The organism is uncultured Demequina sp., from assembly GCF_913055775.1.
Lineage (GTDB): Bacteria > Actinomycetota > Actinomycetes > Actinomycetales > Demequinaceae > Demequina.
Genome location: NZ_CAJXJX010000041.1, coordinates 1 through 20,757, shown reverse-complemented (window position 1 = coordinate 20,757; position 20,757 = coordinate 1). Strand labels below are relative to the sequence as shown.

General features: G+C 70.8%; 20 protein-coding genes. 8 read left to right on the top strand and 12 right to left on the bottom strand.

Annotated features, from left to right (window positions below; all coding sequences use genetic code 11):
* The coding region (locus tag QZ483_RS05945; protein ID WP_297082070.1) for a putative PEP-binding protein at window positions 1–1,264 on the top strand (1,264 nt) is incomplete at its 5' end.
* A 116-nt stretch (window positions 1,265–1,380) separates the two neighbouring features.
* The gene (locus tag QZ483_RS05940; RefSeq protein WP_297082069.1) at window positions 1,381–1,899 is read left to right on the top strand and encodes an SRPBCC domain-containing protein; all 519 of its coding nucleotides are present in this window, start codon (window positions 1,381–1,383) and stop codon (window positions 1,897–1,899) included.
* Window positions 1,900–1,914: 15 nt separating this feature from the next.
* Here the strand turns inward: QZ483_RS05940 and QZ483_RS05935 are convergent, their stop codons facing one another.
* Window positions 1,915–2,784, bottom strand: coding sequence for a biotin--[acetyl-CoA-carboxylase] ligase (locus QZ483_RS05935; RefSeq protein WP_297082068.1), 870 nt, complete (start codon window positions 2,782–2,784; stop codon window positions 1,915–1,917).
* 85 nt (window positions 2,785–2,869) lie between these two features.
* Here QZ483_RS05935 and QZ483_RS05930 point away from each other — a divergent pair, with 85 nt between their 5' ends.
* The 4 genes from QZ483_RS05930 to QZ483_RS05915 all read left to right on the top strand — a co-directional run bounded on the left by QZ483_RS05930 (window position 2,870) and on the right by QZ483_RS05915 (window position 5,890).
* Window positions 2,870–4,411 carry an acyl-CoA carboxylase subunit beta gene (locus QZ483_RS05930; RefSeq protein WP_297082073.1) on the top strand — a complete coding sequence of 514 codons (1,542 nt, stop codon included), beginning with the start codon at window positions 2,870–2,872 and terminating at the stop codon, window positions 4,409–4,411.
* A 13-nt stretch (window positions 4,412–4,424) separates the two neighbouring features.
* Window positions 4,425–4,661 (top strand): acyl-CoA carboxylase subunit epsilon, encoded by a 237-nt coding sequence (locus QZ483_RS05925; protein ID WP_297082067.1) that lies wholly within the window; start codon window positions 4,425–4,427, stop codon window positions 4,659–4,661.
* 46 nt (window positions 4,662–4,707) lie between these two features.
* Complete coding sequence (locus tag QZ483_RS05920; RefSeq protein ID WP_297082066.1) at window positions 4,708–5,316, top strand: vancomycin high temperature exclusion protein; 609 nt, start codon at window positions 4,708–4,710, stop codon at window positions 5,314–5,316.
* A 67-nt stretch (window positions 5,317–5,383) separates the two neighbouring features.
* Entirely contained in the window at window positions 5,384–5,890 is a 507-nt protein-coding gene (locus QZ483_RS05915; protein ID WP_297082065.1) for a MarR family winged helix-turn-helix transcriptional regulator, read from the top strand.
* A 33-nt stretch (window positions 5,891–5,923) separates the two neighbouring features.
* On the opposite strand, the gene QZ483_RS05910 is transcribed toward QZ483_RS05915, so the two are convergent.
* The 11 genes from QZ483_RS05910 to QZ483_RS05860 all read right to left on the bottom strand — a co-directional run bounded on the left by QZ483_RS05910 (window position 5,924) and on the right by QZ483_RS05860 (window position 18,538).
* Window positions 5,924–7,444 carry an alpha-N-arabinofuranosidase gene (locus QZ483_RS05910; RefSeq protein WP_297082064.1) on the bottom strand — a complete coding sequence of 507 codons (1,521 nt, stop codon included), beginning with the start codon at window positions 7,442–7,444 and terminating at the stop codon, window positions 5,924–5,926.
* A gap of 41 nt (window positions 7,445–7,485) precedes the next feature.
* Window positions 7,486–8,586: a glycerate kinase gene (locus QZ483_RS05905; protein WP_367117087.1), complete on the bottom strand. Its 1,101-nt coding sequence runs from the start codon at window positions 8,584–8,586 to the stop codon at window positions 7,486–7,488.
* Between the two features lie 10 nt (window positions 8,587–8,596).
* Complete coding sequence (locus QZ483_RS05900; RefSeq protein ID WP_297082062.1) at window positions 8,597–10,570, bottom strand: beta-galactosidase; 1,974 nt, start codon at window positions 10,568–10,570, stop codon at window positions 8,597–8,599.
* 83 nt (window positions 10,571–10,653) lie between these two features.
* Window positions 10,654–11,322 carry a hypothetical protein gene (locus QZ483_RS05895; protein ID WP_297082061.1) on the bottom strand — a complete coding sequence of 223 codons (669 nt, stop codon included), beginning with the start codon at window positions 11,320–11,322 and terminating at the stop codon, window positions 10,654–10,656.
* A 1-nt stretch (window position 11,323) separates the two neighbouring features.
* The gene (locus QZ483_RS05890) at window positions 11,324–12,232 is read right to left on the bottom strand and encodes a carbohydrate ABC transporter permease (RefSeq protein WP_297082060.1); all 909 of its coding nucleotides are present in this window, start codon (window positions 12,230–12,232) and stop codon (window positions 11,324–11,326) included.
* The gene (locus QZ483_RS05885; RefSeq protein WP_297082072.1) at window positions 12,229–13,077 is read right to left on the bottom strand and encodes a carbohydrate ABC transporter permease; all 849 of its coding nucleotides are present in this window, start codon (window positions 13,075–13,077) and stop codon (window positions 12,229–12,231) included. The genes QZ483_RS05890 and QZ483_RS05885 overlap by 4 nt, the downstream gene beginning before the upstream one ends.
* Before the next feature lie 204 nt (window positions 13,078–13,281).
* On the bottom strand, window positions 13,282–14,607 hold the full coding sequence (locus QZ483_RS05880) for an ABC transporter substrate-binding protein (protein ID WP_297082059.1): 1,326 nt from the start codon (window positions 14,605–14,607) through the stop codon (window positions 13,282–13,284).
* A 139-nt stretch (window positions 14,608–14,746) separates the two neighbouring features.
* A complete protein-coding gene (locus tag QZ483_RS05875; protein ID WP_297082058.1) occupies window positions 14,747–15,772 on the bottom strand; it encodes a hypothetical protein in 1,026 nt (341 codons plus the stop codon).
* Entirely contained in the window at window positions 15,769–16,863 is a 1,095-nt protein-coding gene (locus QZ483_RS05870; RefSeq protein ID WP_297082057.1) for a Gfo/Idh/MocA family protein, read from the bottom strand. The genes QZ483_RS05875 and QZ483_RS05870 overlap by 4 nt, the downstream gene beginning before the upstream one ends.
* Window positions 16,860–17,597: a cupin domain-containing protein gene (locus QZ483_RS05865; protein WP_297082056.1), complete on the bottom strand. Its 738-nt coding sequence runs from the start codon at window positions 17,595–17,597 to the stop codon at window positions 16,860–16,862. The genes QZ483_RS05870 and QZ483_RS05865 overlap by 4 nt, the downstream gene beginning before the upstream one ends.
* Window positions 17,594–18,538, bottom strand: a complete 945-nt coding sequence (locus tag QZ483_RS05860; protein WP_297082055.1) for a PmoA family protein — start codon at window positions 18,536–18,538, stop codon at window positions 17,594–17,596. Before QZ483_RS05860 ends, QZ483_RS05865 begins: the two co-directional genes overlap by 4 nt.
* Window positions 18,539–18,800: 262 nt before the next feature.
* On the opposite strand from QZ483_RS05860, the gene QZ483_RS05855 reads away from it, so the two are divergent.
* Both QZ483_RS05855 and QZ483_RS05850 read left to right on the top strand, forming a co-directional pair.
* Window positions 18,801–19,865, top strand: a complete 1,065-nt coding sequence (locus QZ483_RS05855) for a LacI family DNA-binding transcriptional regulator (RefSeq protein WP_297082054.1) — start codon at window positions 18,801–18,803, stop codon at window positions 19,863–19,865.
* Window positions 19,866–20,139: 274 nt separating this feature from the next.
* Window positions 20,140–20,757: Gfo/Idh/MocA family protein (locus QZ483_RS05850; RefSeq protein ID WP_297082071.1), on the top strand; the 618-nt coding region annotated here is incomplete at its 3' end.

The following is a 20,757-nucleotide window of genomic DNA, read 5'->3' as shown; positions in this document are numbered from 1 at the left end:
CCGGGAGCTCGACCTTCGCCCGGTGAACGAGCAGGCGATCGAATGGGAAGGCGAGGGCTATCCCTATCTTGAGACCGACTTCATCGGCGCTGCGGAGATCACCCCCGGCGTTGTCACGGAAGCCGGCGGCCGCACCAGCCACACCGCGATCCTCGCCGCCCAGATGGCGATCCCCGCAGTGGTCAAGGTCGCCGAGGCCGCTGACCTGGCCGACGGCGCGATGGTGATGATCGACGGCGAGGCAGGAGCCGTCCACCTGGACCCGACCACGGACACGGTCGACGAGCACCGAGCCCGCGGCGAGCGCCGCGTCGCCGCCCTCGCCGGGAGCTCGGGCCCGGGCCGGACGCTCGACGGCAAGCAGGTGCGGCTGCTCGCGAACATCGGCGGGATCGAGGACGCGAAGGCGGCCGGCGACGCCGACGTCGAGGGCGTGGGGCTGTTCCGCACGGAGTTCGTGTTCCTCTCGGCCGCCACCGCCCCCACGGTCGACGAGCAGGCCGAGATCTACCGCCAGGTCTTCGCCCCCTTCGAGGGCCGCCGCGTGGTGGTGCGCACGCTCGACGCCGGCGCCGACAAACCGCTCGCTTTCGCTGACCTGGGCGCGGAGGAGAATCCAGCGCTCGGACGGCGCGGGCTGCGGCTGTCCGCGGAGCGCCCCGATCTGCTGGACGCGCAGCTCGAGGCCCTGTCCATCGCGGCATCGGGCACGGGAGCGGACGTGTGGGTGATGGCGCCCATGGTGGCCGATGCGCAGGAGGCGGCCTGGTTCGCGCGTCGTGCGCGGGAGAACGGACTGTCGAAGGTCGGCGTGATGATCGAGGTGCCCGCGGCCGCGCTGCGCGCCGAGCATGTGATGGCGGAGGTGGACTTCGGCTCGTTGGGCACCAACGACCTTGCGCAGTACACGATGGCGGCGGACCGCATGCAGGGAGAGCTGTCCGAACTCCTGGACCCGTGGCAGCCCGCGGTGCTCGATGTGGTCGCGCATGCGGCGACCGGTGCCATGCGCAACGGGCGCCCCATGGGCGTGTGCGGGGAGTCGGCGGGAGACCCGCTCATGGCGCTCGTGCTCGCGGGACTGGGGATCACGGGCCTGTCGATGGCTCCCTCGCGCGTCGCGATGGTGCGGTTCGCGCTGTCGCTCCACACCTTCGCGGAATGCGCGCGGCTCGCCCACCTCGCACGCTCGGCGCGCACGCCCGCCGAGGCGCGTGAGGCCGTGCTCGCCGAATGCGCGCCTCAGCTCGCGGCCATCCTCTGACGCACCCGACGCTCGCTCACACCCGTGACGATGCGGTCGACCGCGGTCGCGGATAGCCTGCTGTAGACAGCAGGCGGCCACGCGCGACGAGGCGTGCGGCCGCTCAGGAGGACACCATGCCAGACCCCGCAGGGGAGTTCGTGCGCGGCGAAGTCGGCCCCGTGCTCCAGCTGACGCGCGAGTTGCCGGTCGGGGTCGACGAGGCGTGGGCGCTGCTCACCGAGTCGCACCTGCTCGAGCAGTGGATCGCGCGCTGGGAGCGCGACCTCGACACCGGCAGGACCTGGCTCACGATGATCGAAGGCGGTGCGGAGGCCGCGCCCGAGGAGTTCATCGTCCACGAGTGCACGGCGCCGCGGCACCTGACCATCGAGGCGCGCACGAGCGCGGGCATCTGGTACCTGCGCGCCACGCTCGCCGAAGACGCGTACCGCGAGCACGTCACCGGTCTGGTCTTCCACCAGCGTCTCGAGAACGTCGACCTCGGCGCGGTGGGGCCGGGCTGGGAGTACTACCTCGACCGCCTGGTGGCGGTGGCTGCCGGAGGCAGCGCCGATGCGGTGGCGTGGGAGGACTACCACTCCGCGATGGCGGGCTACTACAGCGAGCTCGAGGCGACGCTGCCGCGCGACTGACGCGCGCATCGGCCCTCAGCCAGTGCCCTCGCCCTGCCGCACCCGAACGTCGCCGGCGAGCACCTCGGTGACCCCCGCATCGGCCTCCACCAGGAGACCTCCAGAAGAACCGAGCCCGACCGCGCGACCGGTCACAGGCGACGCGCCCGGAACGTCCACCGCAACATCCCAGCCGATGCTCGCGCACACCTTCTCGACCTCGGGCCGGATGGAGTAGTCGTCGGACTCGCCCTCCCAGGCGGCGACCCCGTCGCGCAGGTGAGCGGACAGGCGCCGCAGCAGACGCACGCGATCCAGCTCCGTGGCCCCCAGGGTGGCAAGGGACGCCGCATGCGGTACGGGCAGCTCCGCAGAGGTCTGGGAGACGTTGATCCCGATGCCCGCGACCACGGCACGCTGGCCCGGCACCGCCTCGCACAGGATGCCCACGACCTTGCGCCACCGGCCCCAGCCGGGGATGTCCTTGGCGCCGGCCTCGACCACCACGTCGTTGGGCCACTTGAGCCACGCTCCCACGCCCACGTCGCGCAGGGCGCGCACGGTCGCCAGCCCGGCCACCAGCGGCGCCCAGCCGTACCCCGCAGGACCGATCCCGGACGGACGCAGCAGCAGCGACACCGTCAGCGCCGCACCCCGCGGCGTGGCCCACGACCGGCCCGCGCGACCGCGGCCCGCGGTCTGATGATCCGCGACGATGCCGGACAGGTGCGGCCACGCGTCGGGATCCTCGGCAACCGCGCGCAGGAGCGCCGTGTTGGTCGACGGCGAGGCCGCAAGCACCTCCAGCCGGGACAGCTGACGCGAGGGCCCGACGATCGGCTCGAACGCCTCCGCGCGCAGCGGCTCGCGCGAGGCGGCCACGGCTGCGGGCGACGGCGTGTTCACCCGGCTAGGCTATCGGGCAGACTTCCGAGGGAGGAACGTGCCCGAGAACCAGCCCATCAAGACCACCGCCGGCGCGCTCGAGCAGCTGCGAGGCAAGCTCGACGAGGCCGTGACGCAGCGTGAGACGGTCGCCCAGGACAAGCAGCACGCGCGCGGCAAGAAGTCCGCGCGCGAGCGCGTCGAGCAACTGCTCGACGAGGGCTCGTTCGTCGAGCTCGACGCCCTGAGCCGCCACCGCAGCCGCAACTTCGACCTCGACGCCAACCGCCCCTTCGGCGACGGCGTCATCACGGGCTACGGCACCATCGACGGCCGTCAGGTCGCCGTCTTCAGCCAGGACTTCACGGTGTTCGGCGGGTCGCTGGGCGAGGTCCACGGCCAGAAGATCACCAAGATCCAGGACTTCGCGCTGCGCACCGGCGTGCCGCTCATCGGCATCTCGGACGGCGGCGGCGCACGCATCCAGGAAGGCGTCGCGGCGCTGACCCAGTTCGCGGAGATCTTCCGCCGCAACGTCGCCGCCTCGAGCGTGATCCCGCAGATCTCGATCATCCTCGGGCCCAGCGCCGGCGGTGCCGTCTACTCCCCCGCGCTCACCGACTTCATCGTCATGGCGGACGGCACCTCGCAGATGTTCATCACCGGACCGGACGTCATCAAGTCCGTCACCGGCGAGAACGTCACGTTCGAGGAGCTGGGTGGCGGGCAGACCCACAACACCAAGTCCGGCGTGGCCCACTACCTGGCCTCGGACGAGGATGACGCGATCGAGTACGTCCAGCAGCTTCTGCAGTTCCTGCCGCAGAACAACCTGTCCGACCCCCCGTCGTGGGAGGTCTACTCCGATCTCGAGCCCACCGAGGACGACGAGGCTCTCAACGCGATCGTGCCGGACTCGGACCACCAGCCCTACGACATGCGCGCGGTGATCGAGACGGTCCTGGACGACGGCGAGTACTTCGAGATCCAGCCGCTGTTCGCGCCGAACGTGCTGGTGGGCTTCGGCCACGTCGAGGGTCACTCCGTCGGGATCGTCGCGAACCAGCCGCAGTCGATGGCCGGCACGCTCGACATCAACGCCTCGGAGAAGGCGGCGCGGTTCGTGCGCACGTGCGACGGCTTCAACATCCCCGTGCTGACGTTCGTGGACGTGCCCGGCTTCCTGCCCGGCGTCGACCAGGAGCACCAGGGCATCATCCGCCGCGGCGCGAAGCTGATCTTCGCGTACGCGGAGGCGACGGTGCCACTCGTCACGGTCATCACCCGCAAGGCCTACGGCGGCGCGTACATCGTGATGGCCTCGAAGCAGCTGGGTGCGGACGTCAACCTCGCGTGGCCCACCGCCCAGATCGCGGTCATGGGCGCCGGCGGCGCGGTCAACATCCTGCAGCGCCGGCCGCTCGCGAAGGTGGCCGACGAGGGCGGCGACGTCGAGGCCGAGCGCGCGCGCCTCACGGCCGAGTACGAGGACCAGATCGTCAACCCCTACGACGCTGCGGACCGGGGCTACGTGGACGCAGTGATCGAGCCCTCCGAGACCCGCGCGCACATCGTGCGCTCGCTGCGCGCGCTGCGCACCAAGCGCGCCGCGCTGCCGCCCAAGAAGCACGGGAACGTGCCGCTGTGACGGGCCGCCGGCGATGACCGAGGATCCCTTCGACGCGGCGGCGGGCCTGCGCATCGTGCGCGGCGCTCCCGACGAGGCCGAGCTCGCGGCGCTGGTCGCGGGCATGGTCGCGGTGTCGAACGCCGAGGACGACGACCCGGTGGGCGCCCCGACCTCGGCGTGGATGGACCGGTCGCGCTCGATGCGAGGCCGCCGAGTGATGTTCCCGATCGGCCGCGGGGATGCCGCGTGGCGCCACTCGCTGCGATAGTCGCGGTCTGGCGCATGCGGGGACGGCCGATGCGGGCAGGGCTCGCATGAGCGCGCTCGCGCGCGCGGCGGTCGTCCTGGGCGCGGTGGCGGCCGGGCCGCAGCTCGCCGCCCGAGCGATGGCCGCCGGGAGGATCCACCCCCAGGGCTCGTCGCGCTTCGCGCCTGCGGGCGCCGCGATGGTGCTGGGCGCTCGGGTCTGGCAGGACGGGCGGCCCAGTCTCTTCCTGCGCCAACGCGTCGAGGCGGGCGTCGCGCTCTACGAGCGTGGCCTGGTTCCTCGGCTGATCCTCACGGGCGCCGGCGACAACCGCGAAGGCCTCGACGAGACCGAGGCGATGTTTCGCACGGCGGTCGACCTGGGCGTTCCCGAGCACGCGCTCGACCGCGACCCGCACGGCCACGACACCCGCGCATCGGCCCTCAATGCCCGCGACGAGCGGGGCCTGTCCTCGGTGATCGTGTGCTCGCAGGAGTTTCACCTGCCGCGCGCGATGTGGCTGTGCCGCTCGGTGGGCCTGGAGGCGCAGGGCGCGTTTCCGCCCATCCTCGCCAAGGAGCACACGGTGCTGGGCTACGTGCGCGAGTTCCCGGCGACCTGGAAGGCCGCGATCGAGATCGCTCGGGACCGGATCGAGGACGAGGCGCGGCCCTGACTCGCCCGACCCCCGCTGCGAGGCCCCTCCCTTTCGGTTGAAGGGTCAACTTGTTAGAATCTGGGACGTGATCAGCACGCCCGCCACCGCCGTCGAGGAGCTCACGCGCTCCGAGGAGCTGCTGTGGCGCCGTTTCTCCGCCGTACTGGGCACCCTCCCGGGAGTCGTCGACGAGCGGATCCGCGCGGCTACCGGTCTCAACCACTTCCAGTACGGCGTGCTGGACGTGCTGTCACACCAGCCTGACCGGCGTCTGCAGCTCACGCAGATCGCCAAGAGTTCGGACGCATCGCTGTCGCGGCTGTCGCACGCGATCACACGCCTCGAATCAGCCGGCTTGGTCACGCGCGAGATCTGCGACTTCGACCGTCGGGCGAACTGGGCGGTGCTGACGGACGCCGGCGCCGTGCTCGTCGACGAGTCGCGCGCGGTCTACACGCAGACCATCCGCGAGACGCTGCTCGACCGCGTCCCCGCCGAGCATCACGACGCCCTGACGTCGCTCCTGACGTCGCTGCTTCCCGGCGAGGTCGCGGAGCAGTGCAGCACGCTGGACGCGGACCTCACCGGCTGACGACGACGCCCCGCGTCACTGGGGCGCGCGCGGCTAGCTCAGCGTCAGCGACACCGCGGCCCACGACACCGCGGGCAGGGTGAACGTCAGGATGCCGTCCGCCACGGTCGCCCCCTCCAGGGCAACCGTCGAGACCCGCTCGGGATCGTCGAGAGTGTTCGCGGCATCGAGGTCGCCGTCCGCGAGCAGGTGGGCCTCCTCGACCGCCACGGCGCCCAGCCCGCTCACATCGACGCTCACGTCCCGCGACCCGTCGAGCGCACGGTTCACCACGAAGACCGATGCCGCACCGGCGTCCTGGTCCCAGGTAGCAACCGCGTCCACATCCGCGACCTCGCCCAGCTTCGCGGCGGAGAACGTGCCAGAGCTGACCGGCACGCGCAGCGCCACGCCCCGCGCGAGCCGCGAGGTCAGCGCGAACGGGTAGAACGTGGTCTGCCGCCATGCAGGCCCGCCGGGCTCGGTCATGATGGGCGCGATGACATTGACCAGCTGCGCGAGCGACGCGCTGGTGACGCGGTCGCAGTGGCGCAGCAGCGTGATGAGCAGCGAGCCGAACACCACGCCATCCAGCACCGTGTACTGGTCCTCGAGGAGACGCGGCGCGTGGGCGAACTCGTCCACGGCTGTGCCGGAGAACGAGCCCGGAGCCGGCCGGTTCATGTACCAGACGTTCCACTCGTCGAACGAGATCTGGATGGTCTTGTCCGAGCGTTTGAGCGCCTTGACGTGGTCCGCCGCGACGATGATCTCATCGATGAACCGGGCCATGTGCTCCCCCGAGGCCAGGAAGGCCGCCCGGTCACCGTCGCGCTCTTCGTAGTACGCGTGGCAGGACAGGTAGTCGACGTTGTCGTACGCGTGGCCTAGGACGGTCCGCTCCCAGGTGCCGAAGGTGTCCATGTCGCGACTCGAGGATCCGCACGCGACCGTCGTGATCGCCGGATCCACCAGCTTCATCGCGTGCGCGGTGCGCGAGGCCAGGCGCCCATACGAGTCCGCGTCGAGATGGCCCAGCTGCCACGGCCCATCCATCTCGTTTCCCAGGCACCACATCTCGACCGCGAAAGGCTCGTCCCGACCGTTGTCGCGTCGCCGCTCGGACAGCGTGGTGCCGCCCGGAACGTTCGCGTACTCGAGCAGGTCCACGGCCTCCTCGATTCCCCGCGTGCCGAGGTTCACGGCGAGCATCAGATCGGAGCCCACCTTCTCGAGCCACGTGGAGAACTCGTGCAGCCCCACCTCGTTGGTCTCGATCGAGTGCCACGCGAGGTCCAGGCGGGTGGGCCGGTCCTCGCGCGGACCCACGCCGTCCTCCCAGCGGTAGCCGGACACGAAGTTGCCGCCGGGGTAGCGGATCGTGGACACGCCCAGTTCGCGCACCAGCTCGATGACGTCCTGCCGGAATCCGTCGGCATCAGCGCTCGGGTGGCCGGGCTCGTGGATCCCGTCGTAGATGTGTCGGCCCAGGTGCTCGACGAAGCCGCCGAACAGACGGCGAGGCACAGCCCCGATGCGCGAGCTGGGGTCGAGCGTGATGGTGACGTCGGTCAAAGGTTCTCCTGGGTGACGACGGGGGTGCGGTCAGGTGAAGGTCAGGGCCGATGCGCGAGCTGGGCACCCGCGGCACGCAGCCACGCGAGGGTGTCGGCCATCGCAGACTCGGCCAAGCCGGCGAGGTCGGTGAGCGACACGGCGGCGGCGAATCCGTCGGTGGGGGCGTCGATCGCGCCAGCCACGAGGGCGACGGGAACCCCGGCGGCCGCGGCGCGGCTGCCTACCTCGGACACCACCTTGCCCTGCTCGGACTGGCCGTCGAAGCGGCCCTCACCGGTGATGACGAGGTCCGCGCCCTCGAGCGCGTCACTCAGGCGGATCGCGTCTGCCACCGCAGACGCCCCGTGCGCGAGCGCCGCGCCCCACAGGGCGAGTCCGTAGGCGGTGCCGCCTGCGGCGCCGGCACCGGGCGCGGCGGGGTCGGGAGCGTGGTCGGGCGCGGCCCGTGAGACGGCGATCGCCAGCTGCTCGAGCGCCGCGTCCATGCGCACCACCTGGTCGGGGTCGGCCCCCTTCTGCGGGCCGTAGACCACGGCTGCGCCCGACGGACCGGTGAGCGGGTTCGTGACGTCCGTGAGCACGGTCACGCCTCCCGCTGGCAGAGGCACCAGGCCGTCGACGGCCACACTGGCGACGGCCTCCAGGCCGCGAGCCCCGAGCGGCAACGGTGCACCCTCGACGTCCTCGAAGCGGGCGCCGAGCGCGCGCAGCGCCCCGGTCCCTCCGTCCGTCGACGCGGACCCGCCCACCGCCACGAGCAGCCGGTGCGCGCCTTCGCCGAGCGCCGCCTGAATGACCTGGCCGAGCCCCAGGGTGTGAGCCTCCAGAGCCGCGAGCTCCTGCATGAGCGTGATGCCCGAGGACTGGGCGAGTTCGATCACCGCAGTGGGACCCGGCGGCTCGTCGAGCACCACCCACGCGGCGGTGACGGGCCGCCCGTCGGGGCCGGTGACGTCGACAGTGCGCCGCACCGCACCGGGAGCGGCGGCCAGCGCGTCGATGGTGCCCTCTCCCCCGTCGGCCATCGCCCGGATCTCGATGTCGACCGAAGAATCCACCGAACGCCAGCCCTCGGCGAGCGCCGCGGCGGCGTCCTCGGCGGACGCCGTCCCCTTGAACGAGTCCGGCGCGATCACCACGCGCAAGGGCTCAGCCCTCCCGCACCACAGCGAAGCCCCACGGCTCGAGGGTCACGCACTCGACCGGGGCGTCCGCGAGCAGGTCGCGGCCAGCAAGAGGCACCGTCACCGGCTCGGATCCACAGTTGACCGCAGTCACGACATCGCCGCGCCGCGACACGTCGACCGTCGACGGCGCACCCTCGAGAACCGGGCGCACCCCGGCGGCCTCCAGGACGTGCCCAGCGATCGCGTCGCAGCCGTCCTCGTCTGCCACCGTTGCAACGTACCAGCCGGTGCCGCCAGCCCCGGAGAACTGCGTCAGAGCGGGGTCGCCCTGCCGGCGTCCCGACGAGAACCTGGCGACCGCATCGGCCCCCTGCAGTCGCACCTCCTCCGCCAGCAGCGTGCCGTGGACGGTCCCGAAGGGGCCGGACAGCGGCGCCACGGACTCGCCCGGGCCGCTGCCAGGGGTGACGAGAGCGCCGAAGTCCTCGATCCCCACGCCCAGCACCGGCCCCAGCCTGGTGAGGAAACCACCGTCGAGGAAGCGGTCGTAGTGGTCGACCACGTCGGTGAAGGGGCCCGCCAGCAGGTGCCCGCCGGCGCGCACGTGGGCGGCGAGCGACTCGGCTCCCTGATGGCGCAGCAGGTACAGCGCGGGGGCGATCACCAGGTCGTAGTCGCCGGGCTCGACGCGCTCCGGCGGCACGATGTCGACCGCGACGTGGCGCCGGTGCAGCGCCCGGTACCAGCGTTGCAGCACCTTCACATAGTCGAACTCGTTCAGCGGGTGGTCGGGGCTCTCGACGGCCCACCAGTTCTCCCAGTCCATCACCAGGGCGACCCGAGCGTCCGCGCCAATGGGCAGCTCTGACAGCGAGCCGAGCGTCGCACCCAGGCGCGTCACCTCGCGCCACGTGCGCGTGTCGGTGCCGGAGTGCGGGAGCATCGCCGAGTGGAACTTCTCCGCTCCCGCCCGTGACTGGCGCCACTGGAAGAACAGGATCCCGTCCGCGCCACGCCCCACGCACTGGATCGACAGCGCCTCCATCTGCCCCGGCGCCTTGGGGGCGTTGGCGGGCCGCCAGTTGAGCGCATTGGTCGCCTGCTCCATGAGCAACCACGGGACGTCGGGCTTGAAGGAGCGCACCAGGTCGCGCTGGAAGGCCGCGTCGCGGAAGGACTCGGGGTCGTTCGGGTCGGGGTAGCAGTCGTCCGTGATGACGTCCATGTGCTGCGCCCACTCGGCGTAGTTCGCCGGCTTGAACGCGCCCATGAAGTTGGTGGTGATGGGCTGCGTCGCGCCGGCCGCCCTGATGATCTCCTTCTCCATCAGGTAGCACTCGAGCAGCATGTCGGAGGTGAAGCGGTGGAAGTCGAGCAACTGGCCGGGGTTGTGGCTGTAGGGAGCGGCGCGCGGCGGCAGCACCTGGTCGAAGGACGTGTACCGCTGCGCCCAGAAGTCCGTGCCCCACGCATCGTTGAGCGCGGCGACCGAGCCGTAGCGGTCGCGCAGCCACGTGCGGAACGCGTCGCGGGCACTGTCCGAGTAGTCCGCGTGGAGGTGGCAGCCGTACTCGTTGTTGACGTGCCACATCACGATCGCCGGGTGGCTCGCGTAGCGCTCGACCAACGCGGTCACCAGCTCGGCGGCGAGGCGACGGTAGACGGGCGAGCTGGGCGCGTAGTGCTGGCGGCTGCCGGGGCCGAGCGTGACGCCCTCGGCAGTGACGGGCAGCACCTCGGGGTAGCGCTCGTGCATCCATGGCGGCGGCGAGGCGGTGGCGGTCGCGAGGTCGACGGCGATGCCGCCCGAGTGCAGCAGATCGATCACCCGGTCCAGCCACGCGAAGTCGAACTCCCCTTCCGCGGGCTGGATCCTGCTCCACGAGAAGATGCCCAGGCTCACCATGGTCACGCCGACCTCGCGCATCCGCGCGACGTCCTCAGGCCAGAGCTCCTCGGGCCACTGCTCGGGGTTGTAGTCGCCGCCGTAGTACATGCCTCTCCTTTTCCCCGGGTTCCGTCGGGGCGCTCGTGTCGGTGGTCGCGCCCGGCCTCAGGAGGGCCGATGCGCGGGCTGGGTCAGGCGAGGTCCTCACCATGGTGACGGCGCGGGCGGGCAGGGATCGCGACGATCGCGATGGCCGCACAGCCCAGTGCGGGCACCAGCAGCGCGGGCAGCGCCCAGGTGCAGACCCCCACGAACGCCACGGTGACCACCAGATATGCGGCACCGCCGATGTCGCCGCGCAGCTGGGACAGCCCGCGCATGACCGCGGCGCGCCACCCGGCGTGTTGGTCCCACTGGCCAGCGGCGGCGAGCAGGACGGTGCCGGTCGCCACCAGACCAAGCCAGCTGACGGCCTCGATCGCGGCGGCCGCGGGCAGCATCCCCGCGCGCGCGAGCGAGATGTCGACGGCCAGGACCGTACCGAGCACCGCCGAGACGGCCCCGATGCCGATCCCGCCCGGAAGCGCCGCGCGGACGTCCGCCCAGAACTCGGCCCACCGTGAGGACTCGGAGCGCGCGTAGCGGGTGAGGTGTCGGCTCCCAGCCGCAAGGGCGGCGGGCAGTGTCACGATGCCCAGCGAGGCGATCGTCACCATGATGCCCGTGAGCAGCACCTCGCCCCACAGCGCGAAGCCGCCCACGGCACCTGGCCACGCGCCCACCGGGCGGTCATGGAGGACGGGTCCAATGCCGTCCCGGTCCAGGCGCCGCGCGGCGCGCTCCTCGCGTGAGATCCCCATGTCAGCCCTTGAGTCCCTGGGTGGCCACGCCCGCGACCAGGAAGCGCTGGAACACGAGGAAGAACAGCAGGATCGGGATCAGCGCGATGAACGAGGCCGTCACGGTCGCACCGTAGTCCGAGGTGCTGGTCTGATCGTTGTACAGGCGCAGCGCGATGGGCAGCGGGTACTTGTCCGGGCTGGTGATGTACATCAGCGGCGCCAGGAAGTCGTTCCACGTCCAGATGAAGCTGAAGATCGCACTGGTCACCAGCGCCGGCTGGATCAGCGGCAGCATGATCGATGCGAAGGTCCTGACGTGCCCGGCGCCGTCGACCCTCGCGGCCTCATCCATCTCGCGCGGGATGCCGCGCATGAACTGCACCATGAGGAAGACGAAAAACGCCTCGGTTGCGAGGAACTTGGGCAGGATCAGCGGCCAGTAGGTATCGATCATGCCCAGGTTGTTGAACATGATGTACTGCGGAATGATCACCACGTGGAACGGCAGCAGCAGCGTGCCGATCATGGCGGCGAAGAAGATTCCGACGCCGCGGAAGCGGATGCGCGCGAACGCGTAGGCCGCCATGGACGAGCTCAGCAGCGTGCCGAACGTCGCCGCGACCGCGATCACCGTCGAGTTGGCGAAGAAGCGCCACATGGGCACGCCCGCGATTCCCTCGAAGACCTTGGCGTAGTTGTCGAACGTGGGGTCGTTGGGGATGAGTCCCTGATTCTGGCCGAACTCGCTGTTGTCCTTGAACGTCGACACCAGCAGCCACACCAGCGGGTACAGCACGATCGCGGTGGAGGCCATGAGCACCGCGAACCAGATCGCCGTGTTGATCTGCTTGCGCGTGAAGCGCGGGGGACGGGCCTGCTCGCCGCGCGCCGGATCGGCGGGCGTGCGGATCTCTCGAAGCGTGCTCACTTGCTGTCTCCCTGGTAGTGCACCCACATCTTGGAGGTGCGGAAGAGGACGAACGCGAGGATCGCGACAACGATGACGAGCACCCACGCCATCGCCGCGGCGTAGCCCATCTGGCCGTCGGTGAAGGCCCGCTTGTAGAGGTAGACCGTGTAGAAGTTGGTCATGCCGGCGGGACCGCCGGAGCCGTTCGAAATGATGTACGCGGACGAGAACACCTGGAACGCACCGATGATCTCCAGCAGCAGGTTGAAGAAGACCACTGCGGACAGCATGGGCAGGGTGATGGACTTGAACTTGCGGATGGGGCCCGCGCCGTCCATGTCAGCGGCCTCATAGAGCTCGCGCGGCACCTGCTTGAGGCCGGCGAGGAAGATCACCATGGGTGCACCGAACTGCCACACCGCGAGCAGGATCATCATGGGAAGCACGAGCGCGACGTTGCCCACCCAGCCGCCGATCTCAAGGCCGAAGAAACTCAGGGTGTCGTCGACGGGGCCGTCAGTCGAGAACATCGCGCGCCACACGATCGCGACGGACACCGAGGCGCCGATCAGCGAGGGGGCGTAGAACGACGACCGGAAGAAGCCGGCGCCGCGATCGCGGTAGTTCAGCAGCATCGCCACGCCCAGGGCCGCGGCAAGCTTGATGGGGACGCCTACCAGGACGTAGATCGCGGTGATCTTGACAGAGTTGACGTAGACCGGATCCTCGAACATCCGGGCGTAGTTGTCGAAGCCGATCCACTCGGGCGGCGAGAAGATGTTGTAGCTCGTGAAGCTGAGGTACAGCGAGTACGCCATCGGGATCAGCGTGAGGCCAAAGAACCCAATCAGCCAGGGCGTCAGGAACCCGTAGCCCGCGAGGTTCTCTCGCCAGTGGCGCGAGCGTTGGGTCTCGTTGCGCGGCGATCGCTTGGACGAGCCCTGGGGCTCTCCGAGCGACTCCGTGGCTTCTGCGGCACGGGGCACGGTGCTGGTCACTTTCTCTCCTGTGGGGTCGAGGGTACCCCCGGGGGCCGGCACGTCAGGCCGACCCCCGGGGCCCATCGATCAGGAACCGAGGATGACGTCCATCTCGGCGAAGAACTGGCTCACGGCGTCTTCGACGGAGATGGTGCCGAAGCCGAGCTCGGTGCCGAGCACGCGGAACTTCTCCTCAAGCGAGCCGTAGCCCACGAGCGGCACGGGCGGGGCGTCGCCCAGGCGGTCCGCGATGGACTCCTCGTAGGCGCGGATCTGCTCATCGAGACCCTCGAACGCGATGCCGTCACGCATGTCGGCGGAAGCCGGCAGGCCGCGGTTGGTGCCGAAGATCGCACCCACCTCGGGCGAGTTCACGAGGAAGTCGACCAGCATCGCGGATTCGGCCGGGTTCTCCGTGTTCGCCGCGATCGCGTGGAGCATCGACGGCTTCTGGTAGAGGTCCTGCGCACCCTCGACGGTCACGGGCGGGGCGATGAGGCCCAGCTCGGTGTACGACTCGCCCAGCTCGCCCAGGTAGCCGCCACCGAAGTTGTCCCACGTCAGCTCGGAGGCCGTCAGCGCTGCACCGAAGCCGGACAGCGGCGCGATCTCCTCGAGCTGCTGCTGCGAGATGCCCGAGGCACCGTCGCCGCGCATCGAGGCGCCGGACTCCCAGAACTCGGTGAGGCGGGCCTCGTCGAAGCCGGGAGTGCCGTCCTCGTTGAAGAGATTGTTACCCTCGGCTCGCAGCTGGATCTCGAAGTTCTGGATGCGGCCCGTGTAGTCGGTGCCGCCATAGATCTCGCCGCCCGAGGCATCGGTGACCTCGGCCATCCAGGCCTGGTAGTCCTCCCACGAGCCGCCGCCGAACTCCGCGACGCCCACGGTGTCGAGCAGCTGCGGGTTCGTGTACATGCCCCACGCGTTGGTGGAGATCGGGATCGCAGTGGTGGTGCCGCCCACGACGCCGATGCTGAGGATCTGGTCGGTGAACCCGTCCGTCGCGATCTCGTTGCCCAGGTGCGGACCCAGGTCGAGGAGCAGGCTGTTCTCGGAGTACTGGCGCAGGTACGAGTAGTCGAACTGCATGACGTCGGGGAGTCCGCCGCCGGCAGCCTCGGTCTGACGCTTCTCCCAGAACTCGGGGTAGCCCAGGAACGTGCTGTTCACCGTGATGTTCGGGTACTCCTCCTGGAACAGCGCGATCGCCTGGTTGTACAGGTCCGCGCGGACGTCGTTGCCCCAGAACGCGAAGTCGAGCGTGACCTCCTCGCCGGAGCCCTCTCCGCCGCCGTCGGAACCGGAGGACTCCGGGTCTGAACTATCCGACGAGCAGGCCGCGAGCGTTAGGGCTCCGGCCATGGTGAGTGCTGCCGCGGCAAGAATGCTGCGGCGCTTGTGAGCGTTAAACATCACTGTCCTCCCGAAAACTCCGTTGTTCTCCTTGGTGGCGGCAACGTGGGGCGAAACCGCGGCACCCTCCTCCCTTGGAAAGCGCTATCCGTAACGTAACCCATCGGATGAAACGAGTCAACGCACTTGCGGAATCGGTTCAAACTGTGACCTTTCCGAGACCTTCGAACGACCCGCCGGCGCGCCCTCGCTCGCACGTCAGGACCCCGTCGATCACGGTGAGGCGCGCGGCGTGGACGGCACTCAGTCGACTGTCATGCCCGGGCGCGTCCTCGATCTCGGTTCCGTCCCACCAGGGGTGCGTGAAGTAGAACAGCGTCGCCTCGTCGCCCTCGACCACGACGTCGCCGTGCCGCCCCACGGTGCGGTCCTCCGGGTGCGCACCCGGCGTCCCCAGAACCACCGCATCGGGGCCGCCCTGACGTTCCCACGTCACCGCATCGGCCGATCGCCACACCGCCATCCCGCGCCACTCGTCTGTGAGCATCCACCAGTACCCTGCCAGGGAGAACACGTTCGAACCCTCGTGCGCGCGGCCGCCCACCGCCTGGCCGTCGACGTGCCAGTCACCGTCGAGGTCGCCGGTCGACGCAACCCAGCTGGTCGAACCGTCAGCCTCGTCCTTCCACCACAGTCGCCACAGTCCGTCGGGGCAGCGCGCCACGCACGCGTCGATGACACGGTCGCGCGAGAGCTCGAGGTCGCGCACGAACCTCCACTCACGGAGGTCGTCGGACACCAGCTCGCGAATGCGGCGCGCATGGCCCGCCCATTGCTCGGGAATCCCGCGGATGTGCGTGAGGTACATGCGGTAGCGCTCGCCGTCCCAGATGACCTCCGGCGCCCAGTGCGTGTGCGGACCGGGGCCGTCGGCATCCGTATCGAGGCCGTCGAGCACGCCAACGTAGGCCCACCGCACGCCATCGGCGGAGCGAGCGGCGCCGATCCGACTGCCGTGCACCCACGACACACCGGGCCGGACGGACGACGGGTGCCGCTGCGTGTAGAGCATGACCCACTCCCCCGTGGCCCGATCGCGGATCACGGCGGGGTCGGTCGCACCGTCGTCGACCGGATCGTGGAACGGCAGCGGAGCCGGATCCTCCGAAGCCGATCGGGCCGCCGGTGCGGCAGTGGGCTGGTGGGGGCCTGCCGGCCGGGTCATGCGCGACCCGGGCGACGCTCCGTGACGGTCGACTCGAGGCTCGCCAGGCGCGACGCATCCTCGCGCAGCCGTTCGCGGGCGACACAAGCGCCGTCGCGGGCCGCAGAGGAGTACACCGCCGTGACGATCTCGAAGGACCGCGCAGGATCGGATGCGAGGTGCGGGAGCGCCGTGCCGGCGGCGAGCGCCGCGTAGATCTCGCGCAGCAGCGGGACGTGGCCGCTCGGCTCCTCGATCGACGGCAGCGCCCACCGGGCCACCTCGTCCTCCGGGACTCCCGGCGCGGGCGTGATGCACCAGTGATCGTGGCCGTGGCCGTAGAGGTGCTCGACCGTCACGGTCGCGCGCTCCGTGTCGATGCGGATCGCCGACACCTCGCGCGGCGACACCGCGCTCGTGACGACCGAGGCGACGGCTCCGCTGTCGAAGGTCACCGTCGCGGTCGAGGCGTCCTCGGTCCCGGTCTCGCGGTCCAGGCGCCACAGGTCTGCGCGCACCGATTCCCACTCGCCCAGCAGATAGGCGAGGAGGTCGATCTGGTGGATCGCGTGGCCGAGCGTGGGCCCGCCGCCCTCGGTGGCCCAGTTGCCCCGCCACGGCACGTCGAAGTACGCCTGGTCGCGGAACCACAGCGTCTGGCACACGCCCACGAGCGGCCGGCCGAGCGCGCCGGAGTCCAACAGGTCCTTCACGTGCGCAGCCGCGGTGCCCGTGCGCTGCTGGAACACGATCGCGAGCCGGCGACCGGTGCGCTCCGAGGCGTCGATCATCCGGTCGAGCTCCGCGAGCGACAGTGCTGCCGGCTTCTCGCACACGACATGCGCGCCGGCCTCCATGGCGGCGACCGCCTGCGGCGCGTGAACTCCTGGCGGCGTGCAGATGTGCACGACGTCGGGCTGCTCGGTCTCGAGGAGCTCCTCGAGGGTGCCGTAAACCACGCCGCCGAAGCGCGTGGAGAACGCCCGTGCGCTCTCAGGGTCGCGGTCGGTGACGGCGACCAGTTCGCCGGCGGGGATCTGGGCGAGGGACTCCGCATGCGCGTGGGCGATGGCTCCCGTGCCGACGATCGCGGCTCGCAGGGTCGTGGTCATCGGTCTCCTCCTGGGGCAGTCGATTCGCGCATGAGCACGCCGCACATGCCGTAGTCCTGCGAGTGTGCTGCGACGGCCACGTGGGCGTCGCCCAGCACGGCCGCGTCTCCTCGCGCAAGAGCACTGAGCCGCGCAGCGGTCTCGCGCGCGACGCGGTCGACGGTCGCCGCAGACAGTTCACGCCAGGCGTCGACGCGCGGCCGCACCAGTGCCGCCGCACGCTCACGCAGGCGCTGCAGACGCTCGGCCTCGACCTGCGGTCCGTGGGGCCCGTCGATCAGCAGCTCCCGATACCCCGCCACCGCGAGGTCGCGGCGGTGCAGCGCCGCGGCGAGGCGGTCCTCGCGCGACACGTCGGGCCCTGGCAGCGACGCGGCCGCCGCGTAGCGGTCAGCGTCCGCGAGGACCTCATCCGGGAAGGTCAGCACGGCATCGCCCGCCTCGGGCAGCCCGGCGTGCGACATCACCACGCGCACCTCGAGCCCACCAGTGTTCACGGCGCGGTGGATGACGCCGGGAGAGAACCACACCGTCGCACCGGGTTCGAGCAGCGTCGACCGCCAGCCGTCCGCGTCGATCGTGTGGAGCTCACCGGTGCCGGCCGTGACCAGGTAGGCCTCGGTCGCGACGGTGTGAAGGTGCGGGCTGCCGCCGGCGAGGCCGTCGGGTGCGGCCGCGTCGTACACGGCGAGCGCGGTGACCGAGGTCCCCCCGGGGGCGAGGGGCGCGCTCATGGCGCCGCCGCATCGGCCCGTGCCACGGGACTCCCCGCCGGGCTGAGCGCGCGGGCGACGGCCGCCCCCGCATCGGCGCTGCCCCACCCGCCGTCGTGCACGAGGACCGTGTAGCGCTCGTGCAGCGTCGCGCCGGGTTCGACCGCGCGTTCCTCAGAGAAGAACGGCGCCGGGCACAGGCAAGCGAAGTCTTCGGTCCGCGCGAACCACTGGGGCGGATGCGCAGCGTTTTCGGGGTGGTCCGCCATGACCACTGTCGACACGGCTCCGTCGCCGTCGTGCACGCCGCGGAAGCCCATCCACGGTGCTCGCGTGCCCCGCAGCTCATCGCCGCCCTCGCGGTCAGGGGCCAGGATCGCGCCGCCCGTGAACGAGCGCGGCCCGCGCCAGAACAGGCCGCCATAGCCCGCGTTGTCGCGGCCGCGGGTCGTGGGAGAACCGATCGATTGGACGCGGTCCGCGGTCGAGGTCATGCGGGTCTCGAATCCGAGCTCCCACGTGGTCGGGTCCAGCACCCGCGCGGTGATGGTCCGGAGCTCGTCGAAGACGTGCTCGCCCGCCTGGGTCACCCAGGTGAGCGTCTCCGTGAGTGCTGCGGCCCCGTCCGCTTCCGCGAGTTCGACGCCCTCATGCCGCTGCTCACCGTTGTTGGGCAGCTGCACGTAGCCCTCGCCCGTCACGAACGTCGGGCCTCCCCAGAAGTTCTCGTCACCCACCACCGGCAGGGACCAAGCGATGCCCTTGTGCCAGACGTGGTCGTGCGGACGGAACAGCGACACGAGCGATCCGCCGAGCGTGCGGATGGGGCTCAGGTACGGCCGTGGCGACTCGAGGAGCACGTCGGTGGGGCGATAGACGTAGTGGACGAGCTCGACCTGGCCGGCAGTGAGGACGATGCGGTCGCCGCAGTCCTCGGCGACAACAGCTGGGGCGGGGGTCACGTCGATGTGCTCCTTGTCGTGGTGCGGCGCCGGGGGCGGTCCTGTCGGAAACCCTGGCGTCGCCGGAAAGCGCTATCCACACTATCCAAGGGGACCGGAAATCGCTATCCCCAGGCCGGCAACACGCACGCCGGCGGCGTGACACCGGGTCCCACCCGTGCCAGGCTATCCCCGGACGGCGCGCCTCACTGCGTCACCGGCGACGCTCGCGCCGCGCGCCGCCGCCCCTGCGCCGCACGGCGCACCAACGGCAGGAGTGCACGTGACCGACCCCTCGCGGACATCGCCCGTGACGCTGCACGACGTCGCGCGCGCGGCCGGTGTCTCGCTCGCGACTGCGTCACGCACGCTGAACGGATCCACCAGGAACGTCAAGGAGTCGAACCGCCAGCTCGTGCTCGCGGCGGCCGAGCGGCTCGGATACACCGCCAACACCTCCGCCCAGGCCGTCGCCCGCGGCACGACCACGACCGTCGCGCTCCTCGTGGGCGACATCGCCGACCCCTACTTCTCCTCGATCGCGGCCGGCGTGGTCGACGCCGCAGCGAGCAACGGCCTGATCGTCACGATGGCTCAGACATCGCGCGACACTGCTCGCGAGGTCGAGCTCGTGCGCGCGATGCGGGGGCAGCGCGCTCGCGCCATCATCCTCGCCGCGTCCCGCCGCACGCCGGATCCCCACACCGAGGCGCTGCACGCGGAACTCGCCGCATACGAGGCCGCGGGCGGTCGCGCCGTGTTCATCACCGCGACCGACGCGCCGTTCCGCGCCGTTCCGCTCGACAACCGTGGCGGAGCGCACCAGCTCGGCACCCGCCTGCACGGACACGGCTACCGCGGCGCTGCCATCCTGGCCGGACCGGGTACCGACCCTGAGAACGTCGCGGCCGGCAGCGCCGGCCTGCGCACGTCCGGCGACCGCCTTGAGGGCTTTGCCGCCGCCTATGCCGAGGCGGGCTCCCCGATCGCGCCTGAGCGCATCGTGCCCGCGGCGTTCACACGCGACGGTGGCTACGAGGGCATGCGTGAGCTCGCGGAGCGCGGGCTCGACGGGATCGACCTGGTCTTCGCGGTCAATGACGTCATGGCCGTGGGTGCCATGTCCGCGATGCGCGACCTCGGGCTTGAGCCGGGTGTGGACCTCGGCGTCGCAGGCTTCGATGACATCCCGACGCTGCGCGACGTGACGCCGCGGCTCACGTCCGTCCGACTCCCGCTCGAGGACGTGGGCGCGAGGGCGCTCGCGCTCGCCCTCGCGGATGGCGACTCCGACGCCGAACTCGTCGGCACCGAGGTCATCGTGCGCGAGTCCACGCCGGAGCGGTAGCCGTCCCACCCCCCGCGCGTCCGCGGGGCACACGCCCACGTCGCGCGCGCATCGGCCCGACGCCAGCGAGCCGCCGAGAGGACGGACCGCCGCCACGCTCCCAGGCTTGCGCGCGGCCCTGCCTTCGCTCTACTATTGGTAAACGCTTTCCGCCCGACACCCTGCGGCGACCGCCGAGCACAGGACGAGGGGACATGCAGCACCGCGGCAACGAGGCGGCGGTCGACGACGGAGGAACGAGAGCACAGTGGCCGAGCAGACCATCGGAATCATCATGAACGGCGCGTCCGGGCGCATGGGCTACCGCCAGCACCTGGTGCGGTCGATCCTTGCGATCCGCGACGAGGGCGGCATCGAACTGTCCGACGGCACGCGCCGCCAGGTCGAACCGATGCTCGTGGGTCGGTCCGAGGCGAAGCTGCGCGACCTTGCCGAGCGCCACGGCATCGAGCACTACACCACCAGCCTCGATGAGGCCCTCGCCAACGACGACTTCCCCATCTACGCGGACTTCCTGGTCACACAGGCGCGCGCGGCCGCGATCAAGAAGGCCATCGCCGCCGGCAAGGCCATCTACACGGAGAAGCCCACCGCGGAGACCTTCGACGAGGCGCTCGAGCTCGCCCGCCTGGCCACCGCTGCCGGCGTCAAGAACGGCGTCGTGCACGACAAGCTCTACCTGCCCGGCCTGCTCAAACTGCGTCGGCTCATCGAGTCCGGCTTTTTCGGTCGCATCCTGTCGGTGCGCGGCGAGTTCGGCTACTGGGTCTTCGAGGGCGACTGGCACCCGTCGCAGCGGCCGTCGTGGAACTACCGCGCGGAGGACGGCGGCGGCATCGTGGTCGACATGTTCCCGCACTGGAACTACGTGCTCGAGAACCTCTTCGGCCGC

Bases quoted from the DNA above. Each gene is read 5' to 3' on its own strand.
- QZ483_RS05875 (WP_297082058.1), bottom strand. From the start codon at position 15,772: ATGACCCGGCCGGCAGGCCCCCACCAGCCCACTGCCGCACCGGCGGCC.
- QZ483_RS05900 (WP_297082062.1), bottom strand. From the start codon at position 10,570: ATGTACTACGGCGGCGACTACAACCCCGAGCAGTGGCCCGAGGAGCTC.
- QZ483_RS05940 (WP_297082069.1), top strand. From the start codon at position 1,381: ATGCCAGACCCCGCAGGGGAGTTCGTGCGCGGCGAAGTCGGCCCCGTG.
- QZ483_RS05870 (WP_297082057.1), bottom strand. From the start codon at position 16,863: ATGACCACGACCCTGCGAGCCGCGATCGTCGGCACGGGAGCCATCGCC.
- QZ483_RS05925 (WP_297082067.1), top strand. From the start codon at position 4,425: ATGACCGAGGATCCCTTCGACGCGGCGGCGGGCCTGCGCATCGTGCGC.
- QZ483_RS05895 (WP_297082061.1), bottom strand. From the start codon at position 11,322: ATGGGGATCTCACGCGAGGAGCGCGCCGCGCGGCGCCTGGACCGGGAC.
- QZ483_RS05880 (WP_297082059.1), bottom strand. From the start codon at position 14,607: ATGTTTAACGCTCACAAGCGCCGCAGCATTCTTGCCGCGGCAGCACTC.
- QZ483_RS05865 (WP_297082056.1), bottom strand. From the start codon at position 17,597: ATGAGCGCGCCCCTCGCCCCCGGGGGGACCTCGGTCACCGCGCTCGCC.
- QZ483_RS05920 (WP_297082066.1), top strand. From the start codon at position 4,708: ATGAGCGCGCTCGCGCGCGCGGCGGTCGTCCTGGGCGCGGTGGCGGCC.